General features: G+C 42.7%; 13 protein-coding genes and 2 tRNA genes. 5 read left to right on the top strand and 10 right to left on the bottom strand.

The window, feature by feature from the left end; genetic code table 11:
- Positions 1-172: 172 nt before the first annotated feature.
- The 6 genes from JMX18_RS01890 to JMX18_RS01865 all read right to left on the bottom strand — a co-directional run bounded on the left by JMX18_RS01890 (position 173) and on the right by JMX18_RS01865 (position 7,251).
- On the bottom strand, positions 173-991 hold the full coding sequence (locus tag JMX18_RS01890; protein WP_227674525.1) for a helix-turn-helix domain-containing protein: 819 nt from the start codon (positions 989-991) through the stop codon (positions 173-175).
- A complete protein-coding gene (gene pilW / locus JMX18_RS01885; RefSeq protein WP_201583182.1) occupies positions 982-1,857 on the bottom strand; it encodes a type IV pilus biogenesis/stability protein PilW in 876 nt (291 codons plus the stop codon). The genes JMX18_RS01890 and pilW overlap by 10 nt, the downstream gene beginning before the upstream one ends.
- Before the next feature lie 308 nt (positions 1,858-2,165).
- Positions 2,166-3,398, bottom strand: a complete 1,233-nt coding sequence (gene rlmN, locus JMX18_RS01880; RefSeq protein WP_201583181.1) for a 23S rRNA (adenine(2503)-C(2))-methyltransferase RlmN — start codon at positions 3,396-3,398, stop codon at positions 2,166-2,168.
- Between the two features lie 458 nt (positions 3,399-3,856).
- Positions 3,857-4,288: a nucleoside-diphosphate kinase gene (ndk, locus tag JMX18_RS01875; RefSeq protein ID WP_201583175.1), complete on the bottom strand. Its 432-nt coding sequence runs from the start codon at positions 4,286-4,288 to the stop codon at positions 3,857-3,859.
- Positions 4,289-4,582: 294 nt separating this feature from the next.
- A complete protein-coding gene (locus JMX18_RS01870; protein WP_201583174.1) occupies positions 4,583-5,872 on the bottom strand; it encodes an adenylosuccinate synthase in 1,290 nt (429 codons plus the stop codon).
- Positions 5,873-5,985: 113 nt separating this feature from the next.
- Positions 5,986-7,251, bottom strand: coding sequence for an ATP phosphoribosyltransferase regulatory subunit (locus JMX18_RS01865; protein WP_227674524.1), 1,266 nt, complete (start codon positions 7,249-7,251; stop codon positions 5,986-5,988).
- Between the two features lie 395 nt (positions 7,252-7,646).
- On the opposite strand from JMX18_RS01865, the gene JMX18_RS01860 reads away from it, so the two are divergent.
- Together JMX18_RS01860 and corA are read left to right on the top strand one after the other, a co-directional pair.
- Complete coding sequence (locus tag JMX18_RS01860; RefSeq protein ID WP_201583173.1) at positions 7,647-8,036, top strand: DUF2237 family protein; 390 nt, start codon at positions 7,647-7,649, stop codon at positions 8,034-8,036.
- 71 nt (positions 8,037-8,107) lie between these two features.
- Positions 8,108-9,298, top strand: coding sequence for a magnesium/cobalt transporter CorA (gene corA, locus JMX18_RS01855; RefSeq protein WP_201583171.1), 1,191 nt, complete (start codon positions 8,108-8,110; stop codon positions 9,296-9,298).
- 131 nt (positions 9,299-9,429) lie between these two features.
- On the opposite strand, the gene JMX18_RS01850 is transcribed toward corA, so the two are convergent.
- Positions 9,430-10,026, bottom strand: a complete 597-nt coding sequence (locus JMX18_RS01850) for a phosphate-starvation-inducible protein PsiE (protein ID WP_227674523.1) — start codon at positions 10,024-10,026, stop codon at positions 9,430-9,432.
- On the bottom strand, positions 10,026-10,913 hold the full coding sequence (gene folD, locus JMX18_RS01845; protein WP_201583169.1) for a bifunctional methylenetetrahydrofolate dehydrogenase/methenyltetrahydrofolate cyclohydrolase FolD: 888 nt from the start codon (positions 10,911-10,913) through the stop codon (positions 10,026-10,028). The genes JMX18_RS01850 and folD overlap by 1 nt, the downstream gene beginning before the upstream one ends.
- 348 nt (positions 10,914-11,261) lie before the next feature.
- On the opposite strand from folD, the gene JMX18_RS01840 reads away from it, so the two are divergent.
- The 3 genes from JMX18_RS01840 to JMX18_RS01830 all read left to right on the top strand — a co-directional run bounded on the left by JMX18_RS01840 (position 11,262) and on the right by JMX18_RS01830 (position 13,078).
- A tRNA-Cys gene (locus JMX18_RS01840) sits at positions 11,262-11,335 on the top strand.
- Positions 11,336-11,460: 125 nt separating this feature from the next.
- A tRNA-Leu gene (locus JMX18_RS01835) sits at positions 11,461-11,547 on the top strand.
- A 163-nt stretch (positions 11,548-11,710) separates the two neighbouring features.
- Positions 11,711-13,078, top strand: coding sequence for a tyrosine-type recombinase/integrase (locus JMX18_RS01830; protein WP_201583167.1), 1,368 nt, complete (start codon positions 11,711-11,713; stop codon positions 13,076-13,078).
- A 74-nt stretch (positions 13,079-13,152) separates the two neighbouring features.
- Here the strand turns inward: JMX18_RS01830 and JMX18_RS01825 are convergent, their stop codons facing one another.
- Complete coding sequence (locus tag JMX18_RS01825) at positions 13,153-14,085, bottom strand: hypothetical protein (RefSeq protein WP_201583166.1); 933 nt, start codon at positions 14,083-14,085, stop codon at positions 13,153-13,155.
- Between the two features lie 24 nt (positions 14,086-14,109).
- A protein-coding gene (locus JMX18_RS01820; RefSeq protein WP_201583165.1) for an IS3 family transposase occupies positions 14,110-15,197 on the bottom strand; the annotation gives its coding sequence in 2 pieces (ribosomal slippage) (positions 14,110-14,945 and positions 14,945-15,197; 1,089 coding nt in all).
- Positions 15,198-15,238 lie beyond the last annotated feature (41 nt).

The following is a 15,238-nucleotide window of genomic DNA, read 5'->3' as shown; positions in this document are numbered from 1 at the left end:
ATCAATAGATGCTACATGAATCGTAAGTAACATTTATTGCACACAGTATCAATATGAGAGGCAATAAGTTTAAGAGTCGTAGGCTCAGATGCTTAAAGGTTACCGTTGAAAAATCAGCAGTCATTGCTCATAGACTGTTTATTTAAGGTATTAATAATTAAGAGACTAATAGTTAAGGCGTCAATACGAAGCTGGCTTGGTTTCCAGAAACATATTGATCCAATACCACCGCTTGTTGATTCAACAATAAACTCACATTATTGACATTATCAATCTCGATATTAAAGGGAGGGACGCCCAACAGCTCATAACTACCACTATTTTGACTACCATTCATCAAATTATTACCTTGAGCATCAGTAATATTAACTGTCGCCGTGTCAGTGACAGTAAGCGCTAACACCATACTTTCGGTACTCTCAGCGCCGCCTAGATTCAGTGCTGATCCAGAGGCACTAACGGTATTCTGATTGCTAATCGCCGCACCTTGTGCTTGCTCAGTCGCTGTCAAATCCTCAACAATAGGAGTCGATGGCTGCTCGTCTTGGCTAGCACTGCTGACCATTCGATACAAGAAAACCGCTAAAATTATCAGACCAATAACGGCAATGATCAATAACGGATTAAAACGAATGCGACTATTGGTATCACGCTGAAGCGTACCCATTGGGCGTAGCGGCGATTCAATATCACTGGTGGGGTTTGTCTTGAGCTCATTAGGATAAGCAGCGTCAAAACTGCTAGCTACTTGCGCCGGATCGAGTCCTAAGAACTTGGCATAGTTGATAGCAAAACCACGCGCAAAAGCGGCTTGTGGTAAGTCAGCAAAGCGCTCGTCTTCCAAAGCCTGCAAATGACGCTTGAGAATAAACAGCTCAGCTGCCGCATCATCTAAGCTCAATTGCTTAGTTTTGCGCGCTTGCTGCAACATGGTACCAAATGATCCCTGTGCATTAGATTGATTATTCGATGGTGGGTTGGTCATTGCCATGATGCCTCTGGATTGTTAAGCCAAGTCTTAAGTTGTTTTGCTTCTTCGCTCAGCGGATAAGCGGATAAAAGTTGTTGTGCTAATTGGTGACGCGTCGCTTTATCATTTTGCGCGGCTGCTAGCTTGATACCTTGTAATAATAAACGCGGGCTACTGCTTTGATTTTGTACCAGCATTAGCGTTTCATCATAAAGCCGCTGGGCTTGGGGTACGCGCTGCTGCTCAAGTAATAAATCCACCAGCTCAATATGAGCAATCAGACTATTACGGTTACCATCCAGCGCTCGCAAAAACGCCGTTGCAGCAGCTGGACGGTCGTTAAGTTGCAGATAGGTACGGCCTAAATTCTCAAGCGCCCCAATACGTCCTTCGTAGCCAAGCGCCGACCCCGCTATCTCGAACTGTTCAGCGGCCTCTGCATAACGCTGCATCTGCGATAGATAAACACCATAGTTATTACGGGCTTGCTCAAACTCTGGGTCAAGCTTAATAGCTTGTTTAAAGTAATAGTCAGCTTTTTCAAGATTCAGCCGACTGCCTTCTTGCTGCAATAAAACGCCCATCATATCATAGGCTGGCGCATATCGGCTATCAGCAGCAAAAGCTTTTTCGAGTTGACGCTGGGCGGTATCAAGCTCGTTTTTGCGGATATATTGAGCCGCTAGTGACGTACGAACCCGAGCGACTTCTTGTTTATCAATACTGCGATTGCTACTGGCTTGGGTGGTAGTCTCATAACGGCTACCCTGCACCAAGTTAGTACTCGAAGTACTTTGACAAGCGGTGAGGCTTAATGACAATAAAGCCGTCAATAGTGTAATGCCAGCAAACAGACGGTTTGGCTGATGGTACGATTTATAAGACATTGTATTTTAGCGCTTCTATAAGTAAGCTGACAAGGTATCTACGTTGCCAAAATAGAATGTTGCTGATAATCAAACTAATTAAACAGTTTGAGGTTTATTGTGCAGCATTTTTATTATGCAAAACGATTACACAATAAGATAACTGTAGCGTACATTAATCCTATTCTTCAACAAAGCATTCAGCGAACCTTTAGTTTAATAGATTTAACCTCTATAAGTACAATTTAGTTGCTAAAAATTTGCGGCTATTACCTATAATAAATTTAAAAGAGTCTTAAAAGCTATTAATAAGACTGTTAAATGCTAGCCTAAACTTTTTCTCGATCCTTAATACTCTGCTGCCATTTTGCCGACCGTTTAGTACGATCTGCTACTTGCCCTACCAGCTGACCACAGGCGGCGTCAATATCATCGCCGCGCGTTTGTCTGATAGTGCAGACAAATCCAGCTTCACTAAGAACATTACTAAAAGCATGGATACGATTGTTGCTGGATTTATCATAAGGCGCATGCGGAAACGGGTTAAAAGGAATAAGGTTGATCTTACTAGGCAAACCATCCAATAGCGCTACCAACTGCTGGGCGTGCTCATTGCTATCATTGACCCTGTCAAGCATCACATATTCGATAGTGACATGTTTTTTATGGCGAGGATTGACGTCATAAACGTAGTTTTTGGCGGCGGCGATCAGCTTATCTAACGGATACTTTTTATTAATAGGTACCAGCTCGTTACGCAGCTCATCATTAGGCGCATGTAACGAGATAGCCAGTGCTACATCAATATCTTTTGCCAAATCATACATCTTAGGGACTACGCCCGATGTTGACAGCGTCACTCGGCGCTTAGATAAGCCATAAGCGTGGTCGCTTAGCATCAGCTCCATCGAGCTGACCACTGGTTTGTAGTTCAATAAAGGCTCGCCCATACCCATCATAACCACGTTAGTCACATTATTCTCCCATAAGCTATGATCAACATGCTCTAGACTATCGTTTTCATCGGTCATGTAAGAGGCGTTGGCAACCCAAAGCTGACCCAATATTTCAGCGGCGCTCAAATCACGCTCAAAACCTTGCTTACCAGTACTACAAAAGCTGCAATCAAGCGCGCAGCCTACTTGCGATGAGATACATAAGGTTTTACGGCCATTTTCCTTGCTGTCATCTGCCGGAATAAGGACGGTCTCAACCAATGAGCCCCCAGTCACCTCAAACACCCATTTACGCGTACCATCATCACTATACTGACGATGGATAACTTTTGGCGGCGTTACACAAGCATTTTCAGCCAGCTTGTCACGTAGGCTTTTGCTCAAATTGGTCATTTGTGCAAAGTCAGTCACGCCATGCTGATATATCCATTTGATCACTTGCGTGGCACGAAACGGCTTCTCGCCGATACTTTTGAAGTAGTCAGCAAGCTGTGCTTGGGTCATGCCCAGTAAGTTGGTTTTTGCTTGCGCCTCATCTACCAGCTTGATGCTATTACGCTTAGCGGCTGTAGAGACGGGCTGATTAGGAGTAGTAACGATTGACATGATAAATGACCTTTGCCCATAAGTATGAGTAGTAAACTTTGGGATAGTTATGTATTAGCAATCCTTTATAAGCGCTACGATTATGAGCTTACGGCAGGTTTTATAAATAAAAACCAAGCGGCGCTATAGCTAGCATTATGCTAATAAAGGATTGATAACGTTAAGAAAATACGGATAAACCCTGTGATAGTAGTCTATCATGAGGGGAAGTAGAGCAAATTTCAATAAAAAAATCATAGGTCTGTTAAAGTCGCTCACATAAAGCTAAGAGTAACTAAACCTTGGACGCTATGACGGTATAGTATAGTCAGTTGAAAGTAAAACGGTTATGTAAATTCAGACGGTAATACTTTTAAAGTGACTCAACTATAGCTGAAACGGCTTATACCCTAAGATATAAGCCGTTTCACCATGCTTCATTATAGACCGTAGTTAATAATGATTAATCATGACTGCTACTAACGTGTACGCGCACAAACTTCGTCATCGTTGAAGAAGTAGCTGATTTCGCGCTGAGCTGATTCAGCTGAATCTGAACCATGTACTGCGTTTTCATCGATGCTGCTAGCAAAGTCAGCACGGATAGTACCTTCAGCGGCTTCTTTTGGATTAGTTGCACCCATAATTTCACGATGCTTAGCGATAGCGTTCTCGCCTTCTAATACTGATACCAATACTGGGCCTGAGGTCATGAATGACTTTAGGTCGTTGTAAAATGGACGCTCTTTATGCTCAGCGTAAAATCCGCCGGCTTTTTCGTCATCAAGTTGCATCATTTTTGCCGCAACAATTTTTAGACCCGCTTGCTCAAAACGGTCATAGATAGCGCCGATATGATTGCCAGCAACAGCGTCAGGTTTGATGATTGATAAAGTACGTTCGTTAGCCATGAAAAGCTCCTAAATGGATTAAGGGAAAATGAGATAGGTTATCTATGATCATCACGCCGATTTTTAGTCTTATAAACACCAATGCGGGCTTATAAAGCTTAGCGAATGATTGCTGACTATTATAATGATTAACACTATAAATGATAGGGTTAATTTATGATTGTCACTTGCTGCAAGGTAAATACTGCCTTTATATTAGTCATTTAATCTCTTATAAACAAAAACCCCAGTTCATAATAAACTGAGGTTTTATTTTTACAGACTATAAAAGCTTATGAAACAGTACTTTTTTATCTAAGCATCATACGGGTCACGCAGTACGATGGTCTCCGCACGATCAGGGCCAGTTGAGATGATATCCACCGGGCAACCAATCAGGTCTTCGATACGCTTGATATATTTTTTGGCATTTTCTGGCAGATCGTCATAGTTGGTGATACCAACGGTTGACTCGCTCCAGCCTTCTAAAGTCTCATATTTTGGGGTCACTGATTCATAGAACTCAGCATCGTGGGCGCCAGCACATTCAGTCTCTGGTAAATTGTAGCCTACACCGATTAGTAGCTCGTCTAAACCATCGAGGACGTCAAGCTTGGTCAAGCAAATACCCGATAGTGAGTTGAGTACTACGGCACGGCGTAATGCTTCGGCATCAAACCAACCACAGCGACGGGCACGACCAGTAGTAGCACCGAACTCATGACCGACTCTCGCTAAATGGGCGCCCACATCGTCGAACAATTCCGTTGGGAATGGACCGCTACCCACTCGAGTGGTATAAGCTTTGGTGATGCCAAGCACATAGTCTAGATATAATGGACCGATACCGGTACCTGTTGATACACCGCCTGCAGTAACGCTGGAGCTGGTAACAAAAGGATAAGTACCGTGGTCGATATCAAGTAAAGTGCCTTGTGCACCCTCGAACATCAAGTTCTTGCCCGCCAAACGCAGCTGGTTAAGCTCTTCGGTCACATCAGTAACCATACCATTGATCTCATCGCGCCACTCTTGGCAGAGCTTATAAGTCTCGTCAAAATCAATCGCATCAACTTTATAGTACTGAGTGAGTTGGAAGTTATGATACTCAATTAAATTACGTAACTTCTCTTCTAAGTCATCACGGAATAAGTCAGCAAGCTTGATCGCACGGCGAGCCACTTTATCCTCATAAGCAGGACCAATGCCGCGGCCCGTAGTACCAATTTTTCCAGTGCCACGCTTGGCTTCACGAGCTTGATCAAGCGCTACATGGTAAGGCATGATAAGCGGACAATTAGGAGAGATGCGCAGACGCTCACGTACCGGCACATTGTTAGCTTCCAGCTCTTTCATCTCTTTTAATAGAGCATCAGGAGCCAATACCACGCCATTACCGATAAAACAGGTGACGCCTTCGCGTAGGATACCTGATGGAATCAAATGGAGAACGGTGGTTTTGCCATCGACGACTAGCGTGTGCCCAGCATTATGCCCACCCTGAAAACGTGCGACCGCTGAAGCTTTTTCGGTAAGCAGATCAACGATCTTACCTTTACCTTCGTCGCCCCATTGGCTACCTAAAACTACGACATTCTTACCCATGATAAATCCTTACAATAATGTATTGGAGTGTGTTCGATATTGATTAAAATAAAGTGATAGTGCTGTTAATAAGTACCACTTTAATAGCTATTTTTTAGATACTGCTTACTAACCTATATGGCTATTAGCTGCCATTCGTCGTTCATAATACTCAATCGGTGCGTAACACCTTGAGGATAATCGGTGTCATTTAATGGCATAGTCACCCAATGGTCTTGCTGGCGTAACTGAGCGACTTTAGACCGCAGCGCCTGGGTTTGACTATCATTAGCACTCTTTAGTGATTCATAATCAACCACCACTATAGTAGGCGCAGCCAGCTCAATATGCGGTAGTAACCGACTGACATCCATACTAAAACCTGTGGCAGCGCGGGGCTGTTGCTGATGAGTTTGCTGATTGCCACTTTGCATACCATCAAAACGTCCGCCTCGTACCAGCGGCTGAGTTTCGCTATTTATGTAACCATTAAAGACGATACCAGTATGGTAATGATAGCCGGTCAACTCGGTCACATCGGTACTGACTTCACAATGCCACACTTGTTGTAGATGAGTTTTCAGTAGTTGTAACTCATTAATAGCATCAGCAATCTGCTTATCTTGCTGCGCATCCGCCGACAACTTCGCCATTAATTGCGGCATGTCATGCCCAAAACGTGCCAAGGTATAAAAATCATCGCCCATAGTCAGTGATTGGCAAACCCGCTGGAGCTCTGGTAGATTCTTATTGGCATACAAATGCATTAACTGCTCAGTATCACTGCTTGAGAGCTGGGCTAGAGTAGCTAAGCGTCTAAAAATAGCCACATGTCCTAAGTCGATATGTAACGCCGCTTTCATATTTAAGCTATCAATTAGGCTAAGCAGTACATCAACGAGCTCTATATCGGCTTCAAATTCGGCACAGCCAAAAATCTCCGCCCCTAATTGTAATGGGGTACGTGAACCGAATAGACCTGAAGGCAAGGTATGAATAACATGACCGGCGTAACAATAACGCGCAATACCAGTGCCGCCATGCTGCGCATCAATACGCAGGATTTGCGGAGTGATATCAGCACGTAAACCCATTAGACGGCCAGTGAGCTGATCGATAATCTTAAAAGTTTGACGCTTAAGATCTTCTGAGGCATCACTTAGTAATGATTCAGTATATTCAATCATCGGCGGATCGACCAGCTGATAACCATGCGTGATAAGCCGCTGCGTAAGCTTATTGCGAAGCACTTCTTGCTTTTGCGCCTCTTCAAATAGCACATCGACCACCCCATCAGGGAGGAGCCAACTATTAGCAACTTCGCCAGCAAAATTGCTCAGATGAAAGTTACTCAAATTAGGCAGAGATTGGGAATTAACAGAATCAGAACTTGCAGGCACAATAAATCCTTGTTTGGCGTAGCGCTTGCCAAAAATGCAGCGTTATAAGATTAGGGTTTTGAGCTAATGATTGCTAAGTGCGGTGTATTTTTGACACACAACATCACCGGCCTAATTATTAGTAAAAACTAGGTAATACCAAAAATGGCAGTAATAATTATAAACTGGAATGATAAAACGAATAAATTAAGACGATAGATGGTCAAGGCACTTTACGCTTAAGTTTAGCATAGCGATTAAGCTTCGCCTAGCCATAATTCAATACAATATGCGCTCGTTTATAATAAAAGCCAGCGCATTTGAGCACCCATTGCCACTATTCTAAATAGTTCAAAGTAACGACTTCATAGTAGACTCATGTTAAACTAGCCGCTCTTTGCACTCTCGGAGGCCTTATGTCATCTGATCATCATCCCAATCCTGAAATCAATCAAACCAACGTGTTAGGCACAGCGCTTGCCAGCTGCTGCTTTGATCCTATTACCGGTTATTATCGTAACGGCTTTTGTCATACTGGCCATTATGATGTCGGCCAGCATACGGTTTGCGCCAAAATGACCAGCGAATTTTTAAACTTTTCAGCCGAGCGTGGTAACGACCTTATTACTCCTTTACCTGAATACAATTTTGATGGCCTTAAACCCGGTGACTACTGGTGCATCTGCGCTCTACGTTGGGTAGAGGCGTTAGATTTTGATATTGCTCCTCAGCTCAAATTAGAAGCTTGTCATGAGAGCTTATTAACCTTAGTCGATATAGAAACCTTAAAGCGCTATGCGCTATAACTATAATTTGAGTTAAATAAAATATATTAAGAATTTATTCAAAACATTTTGTCTATGTTGAGAGGTGATCTATGAATCGCGATGACGACCTAATGGTCAACCCCAACACCAATATCAGTGACCCTACTGACAGCAATGACTCACTATATATCGCTGATTATGATAGCTATATATACGGTGATGCGGATGCAACGCTCGAAGATACTATCGAGACCATGACCGTTTATGACCCCGATGCCGAACGTTATGAAGATATTGATTTATCCAGTGCTGACGAAGTGGTCAATTGCTATGCCTATTCTCGTAAAACTGGGGCGCAGCTTGAACAAATAGCGCTCAGTAATGTAAGCAAGGCCTTGACCAATAGCGGCCAGTTTATTTGGCTTGGCCTGTATGAGCCGAGCCTAGAGACTATGATTAAGGTCAAAAGTGCCTTTGATTTACATGAGTTGGCGATTGAGGATGCCTTTGCCGATCATCAGCGTGCCAAAGTCGAGAACTATGACAACGATACTATCTTTGTGGTAATACGGACGGCGAAGCTAGAAGATAATGTCATTCGTTATGGCACCACCGCCATATTTATGGGTAAAAATTATCTGATTACCATTCGTAACGGTCCTTCTATCTCTTATGCACCAGTACGCGAACACTGTAATCGTCGACCCGAAAAGCTACGCATGGGGCCGATATTTGTACTGCATGCTATTCTTGATTTTATCGTGGATAACTACATGCCTATCACTGACCGTTTGGGTAATTATCTACGTGAGCAAGAGCGTTATATCTTTACCTATGAGTTTAATAAAAGCACGCTTAAGAATCTCTATGAGCTTAAATCTCAGCTGGTACACATGCGGGCGATCATTTTACCCGTTCAGGATATCTGTAGTTTTTTTATCAATCATGAAGATAGCGATTTGGTCTCACCGTTTTCGCAAGCAGCCAAACCCTATTTCCGTGACGTTAATGACCACCTGCTGCACTCTTTAGATGCCATAAACGGTCTCAATGAGATGCTGAGTGTGGTGATGAACACCTATATGGCGATGGTCAATATGGGTCAGAACGAAGTAGTACGTAAGCTAGCGGCTTGGGCCGGTATTCTAGCCGTACCCACTGCGATAGCCGGTATTTATGGGATGAACTTTGACTTTATGCCGGAGCTGCACTGGGAATATTCGTACTTGGTAATTATGGCTATCATCGGCTCATTGTGTGCTTATTTATATTACAATTTTAAGCGGTTGGGATGGTTGTAAAGCAAGTTTTACATGTTTTAAGTCTAAAAAAAGGCTAGATTAAAAACCCAGCCTTTAATAGCTTCTAGCAAACAATGCTTACTAAGTCAGCATTTATTTTAAGAAAAAACTTTTAAGATCTGCCTTTATTTTCACTTACGATGAGCATTATCGCTTGGTAAATGGTGCTCAGTATGGGCGCTTTGACGCTGAGCGCCCTGATTATCCATATGGTCGTCTGAGTAGTCTTCGGGCCGACCAAACATTTTTGCCGTCCAAGTCAACACTACGATAGCGGCGCTCAATACCAAGATACCGATACAAATCGTCGCCAATAACCACAAATGAAAGTAATCCGATACCGCTTGTACATCGACTACTAAATGTCGTGACAAAGCGGTAATGGCGATAAATATCAAAAACTGCACCGGCAAACGATGGGTTTTAAAATAAATACCAATCATAGCTAGCAGCTCAAGATAAATAAATAGCATCAAGATATCTTTTAAGTCCGCCGATCCTTTTTGTAGTATGACAAAAAACTCCTTGCCCGCTGTCCAAACCACCACCACGCTAATTAAAAATAAAATAACGTAGTGGCAGATATCGACAAACTCTCTACCTATACATTGCAAGCGCTGATGGATATCTACGCCGGCTTTGCTAGGTTTTGCCTGAGCCAAGTTAGGTTTACTAGGATCATGGCTGTCGTGTTGATGTTCTGATGGCTGCTCGGGTGCTGGTTTCATCAGCTCTTATTATCCGCATTTAAGCCTGCTGATTTTTCAGCCGCCTCAACCGTTTGACGAATCAAGGTATTGATAGTCATCGGCCCTACGCCGCCCGGCACTGGGGTATAAGCGCTGGCCTTCTGTGCAATACCCTCCATCTCGATATCACCAACGCCGCCGCCTTCTCTTGGATGAAAGCCAGCATCTATAACTACCGCACCCTCTTTAATCCACTCCGCCTTGATCAGCTCTGGCACCCCTACTGCGCCCACCACGATATCAGCACGTCTGATATGAGCGGCTAAATCTTGAGTTCTTGAATGGCAAATAGTTACCGTACAGTTGGCATTTAATAGCATCATTGCCATTGGCTTGCCCAAAATAGGACTGCGACCAACAACTACCGCCTCTTTACCTGCCAGCTCAATCTCATAATGATTGAGGATATGCATGATACCTTGCGGCGTGCAAGAGCCATACGCAGGCTGCTGCATACTCATGCGCCCAAACCCTAAACTGGTTACCCCATCGACGTCTTTGGCGATATCAATTTGCTCAAAGCAAGCGCGCTCATCGATTTGAGCAGGCACCGGATGCTGCAGTAAAATACCGTGGACATCAGGGTCATTATTGAGCTCATCTATCTTTGCCTTCAACTGCTCAGTAGTGGTTTCAGTGGGCAGCTCAACCCGAATAGAATCAATCCCGATACGCTTACAAGCATTACCTTTCATACGCACATAAGTCGCTGAAGCAGGATCATCGCCGACCAAAATAGTAGCCAAACTAGGCGTACGTCCGGTTTTCGCTTTGATAGCATCGACGCGCGTAGATAATTGTTGTTCTATTTGTTTAGCAAGTGCTTTACCGTCTAAAACAGTGGCAGACTCTCTAGCAGTTGGCATAGTAGCTCCAATGGATAAAATAAGTTGACGCAAAATTAAGCATAATATTGTACCTGTACCGCTAGTAAAAGCCTAGTCGTGAACCGCTAACTATGCCGAATTATTATATATATAGTCGATACACTTTAAAAAAACATAGCGCTACTGGAATGAGTTTATATAATAGTTTTACTTTCACCTGACTATAACCTTGCTTTAATGGCTTAACTAGAGCTAGTTTAATAGCTATTAATGACGCTGATACTGATAGAAAGCTGTAAAACCATGCTAATAAGTAAAATAACCTCACTTTGATTAAAAAATGACTTGTAATTTGTAATATTTTTGCTAATATAGTCCACCTTGATTGGCTGGATGGCAGAGTGGTCATGCAGCGGACTGCAACTCCGTTAACGCCGGTTCGATTCCGACTCCAGCCTCCAATTATTTATTAGATTTACGTTAATTTTGGCTTGCATTATCAGTATAATTGCTTATAATAGCGACCACTTATCTAACAAGTAAAAAGCTTAGCTTTAGCCTTTATTTGCTAGATGATACAAGTTTTGCCCGGGTGGTGAAATTGGTAGACACAAGGGATTTAAAATCCCTCGATCGCAAGATCGTGCCGGTTCAAGTCCGGCTCCGGGTACCATTACATAGTCCTATACTATCTTATAGAACATCCAAAGCCCCTGATATCAGGGGCTTTGCTGTATCTAGCGTTCTATACTGTCCTGCTCTATCTATCCCAATCCATGCATCTGATGTACACTATCATGTACACTGGTTTTTAAATGTACATTGGGATGATCATCATGGAAGAGCGCAAGCCTATAAGCTCCGATCGAAGTACTAGTAGCCATAAAGCTGCTGACAAAGAGTACCTAGTCACTGTCAAAAATCATCCTATGCTATATCTCATGGTTAGACCTAACGGTACTAAGTCTTGGATATATCGGTATAAGTCCCCTACTCAATCAAAAAATAAACGTATATCGCTTGGAGTATATCCCAACGTATCGCTCGCTCGTGCCTGTGAGATCTGGCGTGAGTATGAAGAGCTACTAAATCGAAATATTGATCCTAAAGACCATCGTGAAGAAATAAAGAAAAGTGTTGTTAGTAAAACTAAAAACTCTTTTAATCATTTTGCTTGGGAGTATTTTGAAGGATTAGAGCAGACTCAGAAAAGTAATACACTGATACGTAAAAAAGGTCGTCTTGAACTCATATGCTCATACATTGGTGATGAGCCGATCAGTGAGATCAGCTCACCTAGAATGCTCGAAGTGCTATTAGATATTCAGGCCAACTCATTAAATAAAGCTGGCAAGCCTACGGATAAGGCTGAACGCTGCGCTGGCATTGCCAGTGATGTGTTTGTCTATGCTGGCGCTCGAGGTTTTTGTAGTAGCAACCCTGCAGCTCTCATAAAGAGCCAATTGGCTAAGTCGAGCTACGGTCATCGTCCTGCTATTACCAAGCCCAAAGAGCTTGCTAAGCTACTGCGGGATATTGAAACAATAGAAGGTGATCCAAACACTATAAATTCCCTTAGGCTATTAGCGCTTCTCTTTGTTCGCAACGGTGATCTAAGGCGTATGCGCTGGACTGATTTAGATCTAAAGGCTGGCAGGTGGCAATTAAAGCCTTTAAAGGGTCAAGGCAAGGTAAATATGGTCAAGGACATGGTGGTTCCCCTACCTGATCAAGCCATAGCAATCTTGCGTGAACAACATAAAGCAAATGGTCATACAGAGTATGTCTTTTTTAGCCAGACCGCTAAAAAACATCAGATCATCTCTGACGCTACAGCCAACAAGCGACTGAAAGATTTGGGTTATCAAGACATACATTGCGCACATGGCTTTAGAGCGACAGCGAAGACCATCTTACAAGAGCAGCTAAAGTACCCTCTAGTGCTTGTAGAGATGGCGTTGGGTCATACTACTAAAGATCCTAATGGAGCGGCTTACGGTCGATTTGAGTACATTGATGATCGTGCGGAGATGATGCAGAAATGGGCTGACTATTTAGACGCTTTAAGAGAAGGTAGAGATACGGCAGAATTTAGAGCGGATGCGGAAACCACCATTAATACTAATGCTCAGTTGCACGCATTGATTGATCAGCTTGGTGAAGATAAAGTGATTAAGTTACTTAGTGGTAAGGTCTTAGACTAAAATTAGAAAACTTATTGAGAAATATACTATTTACTAAAAACGCTAAACACGTTTTATAAAATTAAACGAAAAATCTATCTCATCTTATCGGATGTTTGATCGACATAGTAAACCGCTTGCGCTAGCCTATCGATCGCTTTGGCCTCTTCCTTACTATAATGATCTTTATTGATCATACTCGACAAACCCCTTCGCATTCTTGTGATATAACCTTTCGGATACATAAGCTTGCAAGTATCTTTATAAGACTCTTCTATATATGTATAGAGGGTCTCAAAGTGGGCTATTTCAGACTCTATACATCGATTACTGTTTCTAAGCTGCACATCATCGTAGTTTAATTTTTTCGTTTCTGACTTGAACTTCTGAATATTCTTCTCACGGCCGTTAACAGAGAAATAAAGTAAAGCTGCAACCGGAATAAAGAATACAGCACCTAATGCAATTATACCGCCATTAATACCGTCCCCACCTGATACTAGAGAGCCACCGCCAAACCATGCCAAGGTAGCATTAGTTTCTGCAGCACCTGACAAAGATTGGATAGAGGTTCCAGTGGAAGCATTTCCAAACATTGATACCAAGCCTAATAATGCCATAACTAAAATAGCGCCAATCAATGCACCAAACATCACTGCTACAATTGGCTTTATATAAAACTTTGATATACGTTTTAAAGGGTATAACTCCTCTGGTACAAAGCTATACGAGTTAAGTTTTTGCTCTAGTTCATATTTATCGTAAGGCTGTTTACACAAGCTTTTACTTTTTTCTATCAGTTTAAAGTTATGGATAGTAGTATTTTCTAGCTTCTTTAATAAAGCATTAGTTTGGTTACGCACGTCAATATGTTGGTTAAACGCATCGCTATATTTTGCAAAGCTACTTTCGTATTCCTGGTTACTTATACTCATAGATGCTTGATCATCAATAGTATTATCAATTGGTAATGCTTTGATTTTACTACGAACTTTTAGTTTTTTAAGTTTGAAAGGTAACCCTCCCAAACTTAAGACACCTAATAAATAGAATTAAGCTGCCTGATTGAGTTTCTGTATCGGTGTAAAACCGCCATTGCCCATGTTTGGGCGCTTATGATTATAATGGTATAACCAGTTTTCTGCTTGTGCGCGTACCTGCTCTAGATTATCAAACAGCTCCTGATTTAACCAATCATATCTCATGGTTCTGTTAAAGCGCTCTACATACGCATTTTGCTGTGGATTGCCAGGTTCAATATAGCTTAAGATGATGCCTTGCTGCTCAGCCCAGTCTTTGAGCGCATTGCTGATGTATTCAGGGCCGTTATCGCATCTTATCTGCACAGGTTTGCCTCGGTACTCAATAAGCTGATTAAGACTGCGTATGACCCTCCCGGCCGGTAGCGAGAAGTCAACTTCAACGGTGAGTGCCTCACGGTTGTAATCATCAATGACATTGAACAGTCTAAAGCCGCGGCCATCAGTTAAGCTGTCGTGCATAAAGTCCATGCTCCAGCTTTGGTTAATCCTATCAGGTACTGCTAATGGTATTGGTTTAGCACGTTTAATGCGACGCTTAGGCTTGATTCTAAGGTTGAGTTCAAGCTCGCAGTAGATGCGATATACCCGCTTATGGTTGTACGGCAGTCCTAGCACATTACGCAAGGTTAAAAAGCACAAGCCAAAGCCCCAGTTCTTGTTCTCATCAGTCAGTTTGATAAGTAAGTCCGCTATTTGCTGGTTCTCATCTGTTACCACCGACTTGTGATAATAACAGGTGACGCTGATGTTAAAGATACGGCAAGCACGGCGTATGCTAATGCTACGATCTTCAATGTAGTGACAAACCAACGCTTTGCGCCCTTGGGGCGCTACCACTTTTTTGACATAGCATCCTGTAGGATGTCGGATTTAAGACATTCATCAGCGTACATCTTCTTTAAGCGGGCATTTTCAACTTCAAGCTCTTTAAGACGGCTGATAAGTGTGGCGTCCATACCACCATATTTAGATCGCCAGTTGTAGAAGGTGCTTTGGCTGATGTTATGCTCACGGCATAGCTCGGTAATAGGGACGCCTTGTTCGGCTTGTTTTAGGATGTTGACGATTTGGTTGTCGCTAAAGCGTGTCTTTTTCATAGGATTCTCCTGCTGGTGTATTTTAGCAGTTAATCTCTATT

The sequence above is a fragment of the Psychrobacter jeotgali genome (assembly GCF_904846315.1).
In the GTDB taxonomy this organism is placed as follows: Bacteria; Pseudomonadota; Gammaproteobacteria; order Pseudomonadales; family Moraxellaceae; genus Psychrobacter; species Psychrobacter jeotgali.
This window is presented reverse-complemented; position numbering and strand designations above follow the sequence as displayed.

What these genes read in the sequence shown, in the direction of transcription:
- JMX18_RS01870 (WP_201583174.1), bottom strand. Translation starts at nt 5,872, where the DNA reads ATGGGTAAGAATGTCGTAGTTTTAGGTAGCCAATGGGGCGACGAAGGT.
- JMX18_RS01890 (WP_227674525.1), bottom strand. Translation starts at nt 991, where the DNA reads ATGGCAATGACCAACCCACCATCGAATAATCAATCTAATGCACAGGGA.
- rlmN (WP_201583181.1), bottom strand. Translation starts at nt 3,398, where the DNA reads ATGTCAATCGTTACTACTCCTAATCAGCCCGTCTCTACAGCCGCTAAG.
- JMX18_RS01850 (WP_227674523.1), bottom strand. Translation starts at nt 10,026, where the DNA reads ATGAAACCAGCACCCGAGCAGCCATCAGAACATCAACACGACAGCCAT.
- JMX18_RS01830 (WP_201583167.1), top strand. Translation starts at nt 11,711, where the DNA reads ATGGAAGAGCGCAAGCCTATAAGCTCCGATCGAAGTACTAGTAGCCAT.
- folD (WP_201583169.1), bottom strand. Translation starts at nt 10,913, where the DNA reads ATGCCAACTGCTAGAGAGTCTGCCACTGTTTTAGACGGTAAAGCACTT.
- corA (WP_201583171.1), top strand. Translation starts at nt 8,108, where the DNA reads ATGAATCGCGATGACGACCTAATGGTCAACCCCAACACCAATATCAGT.
- JMX18_RS01860 (WP_201583173.1), top strand. Translation starts at nt 7,647, where the DNA reads ATGTCATCTGATCATCATCCCAATCCTGAAATCAATCAAACCAACGTG.
- ndk (WP_201583175.1), bottom strand. Translation starts at nt 4,288, where the DNA reads ATGGCTAACGAACGTACTTTATCAATCATCAAACCTGACGCTGTTGCT.
- pilW (WP_201583182.1), bottom strand. Translation starts at nt 1,857, where the DNA reads ATGTCTTATAAATCGTACCATCAGCCAAACCGTCTGTTTGCTGGCATT.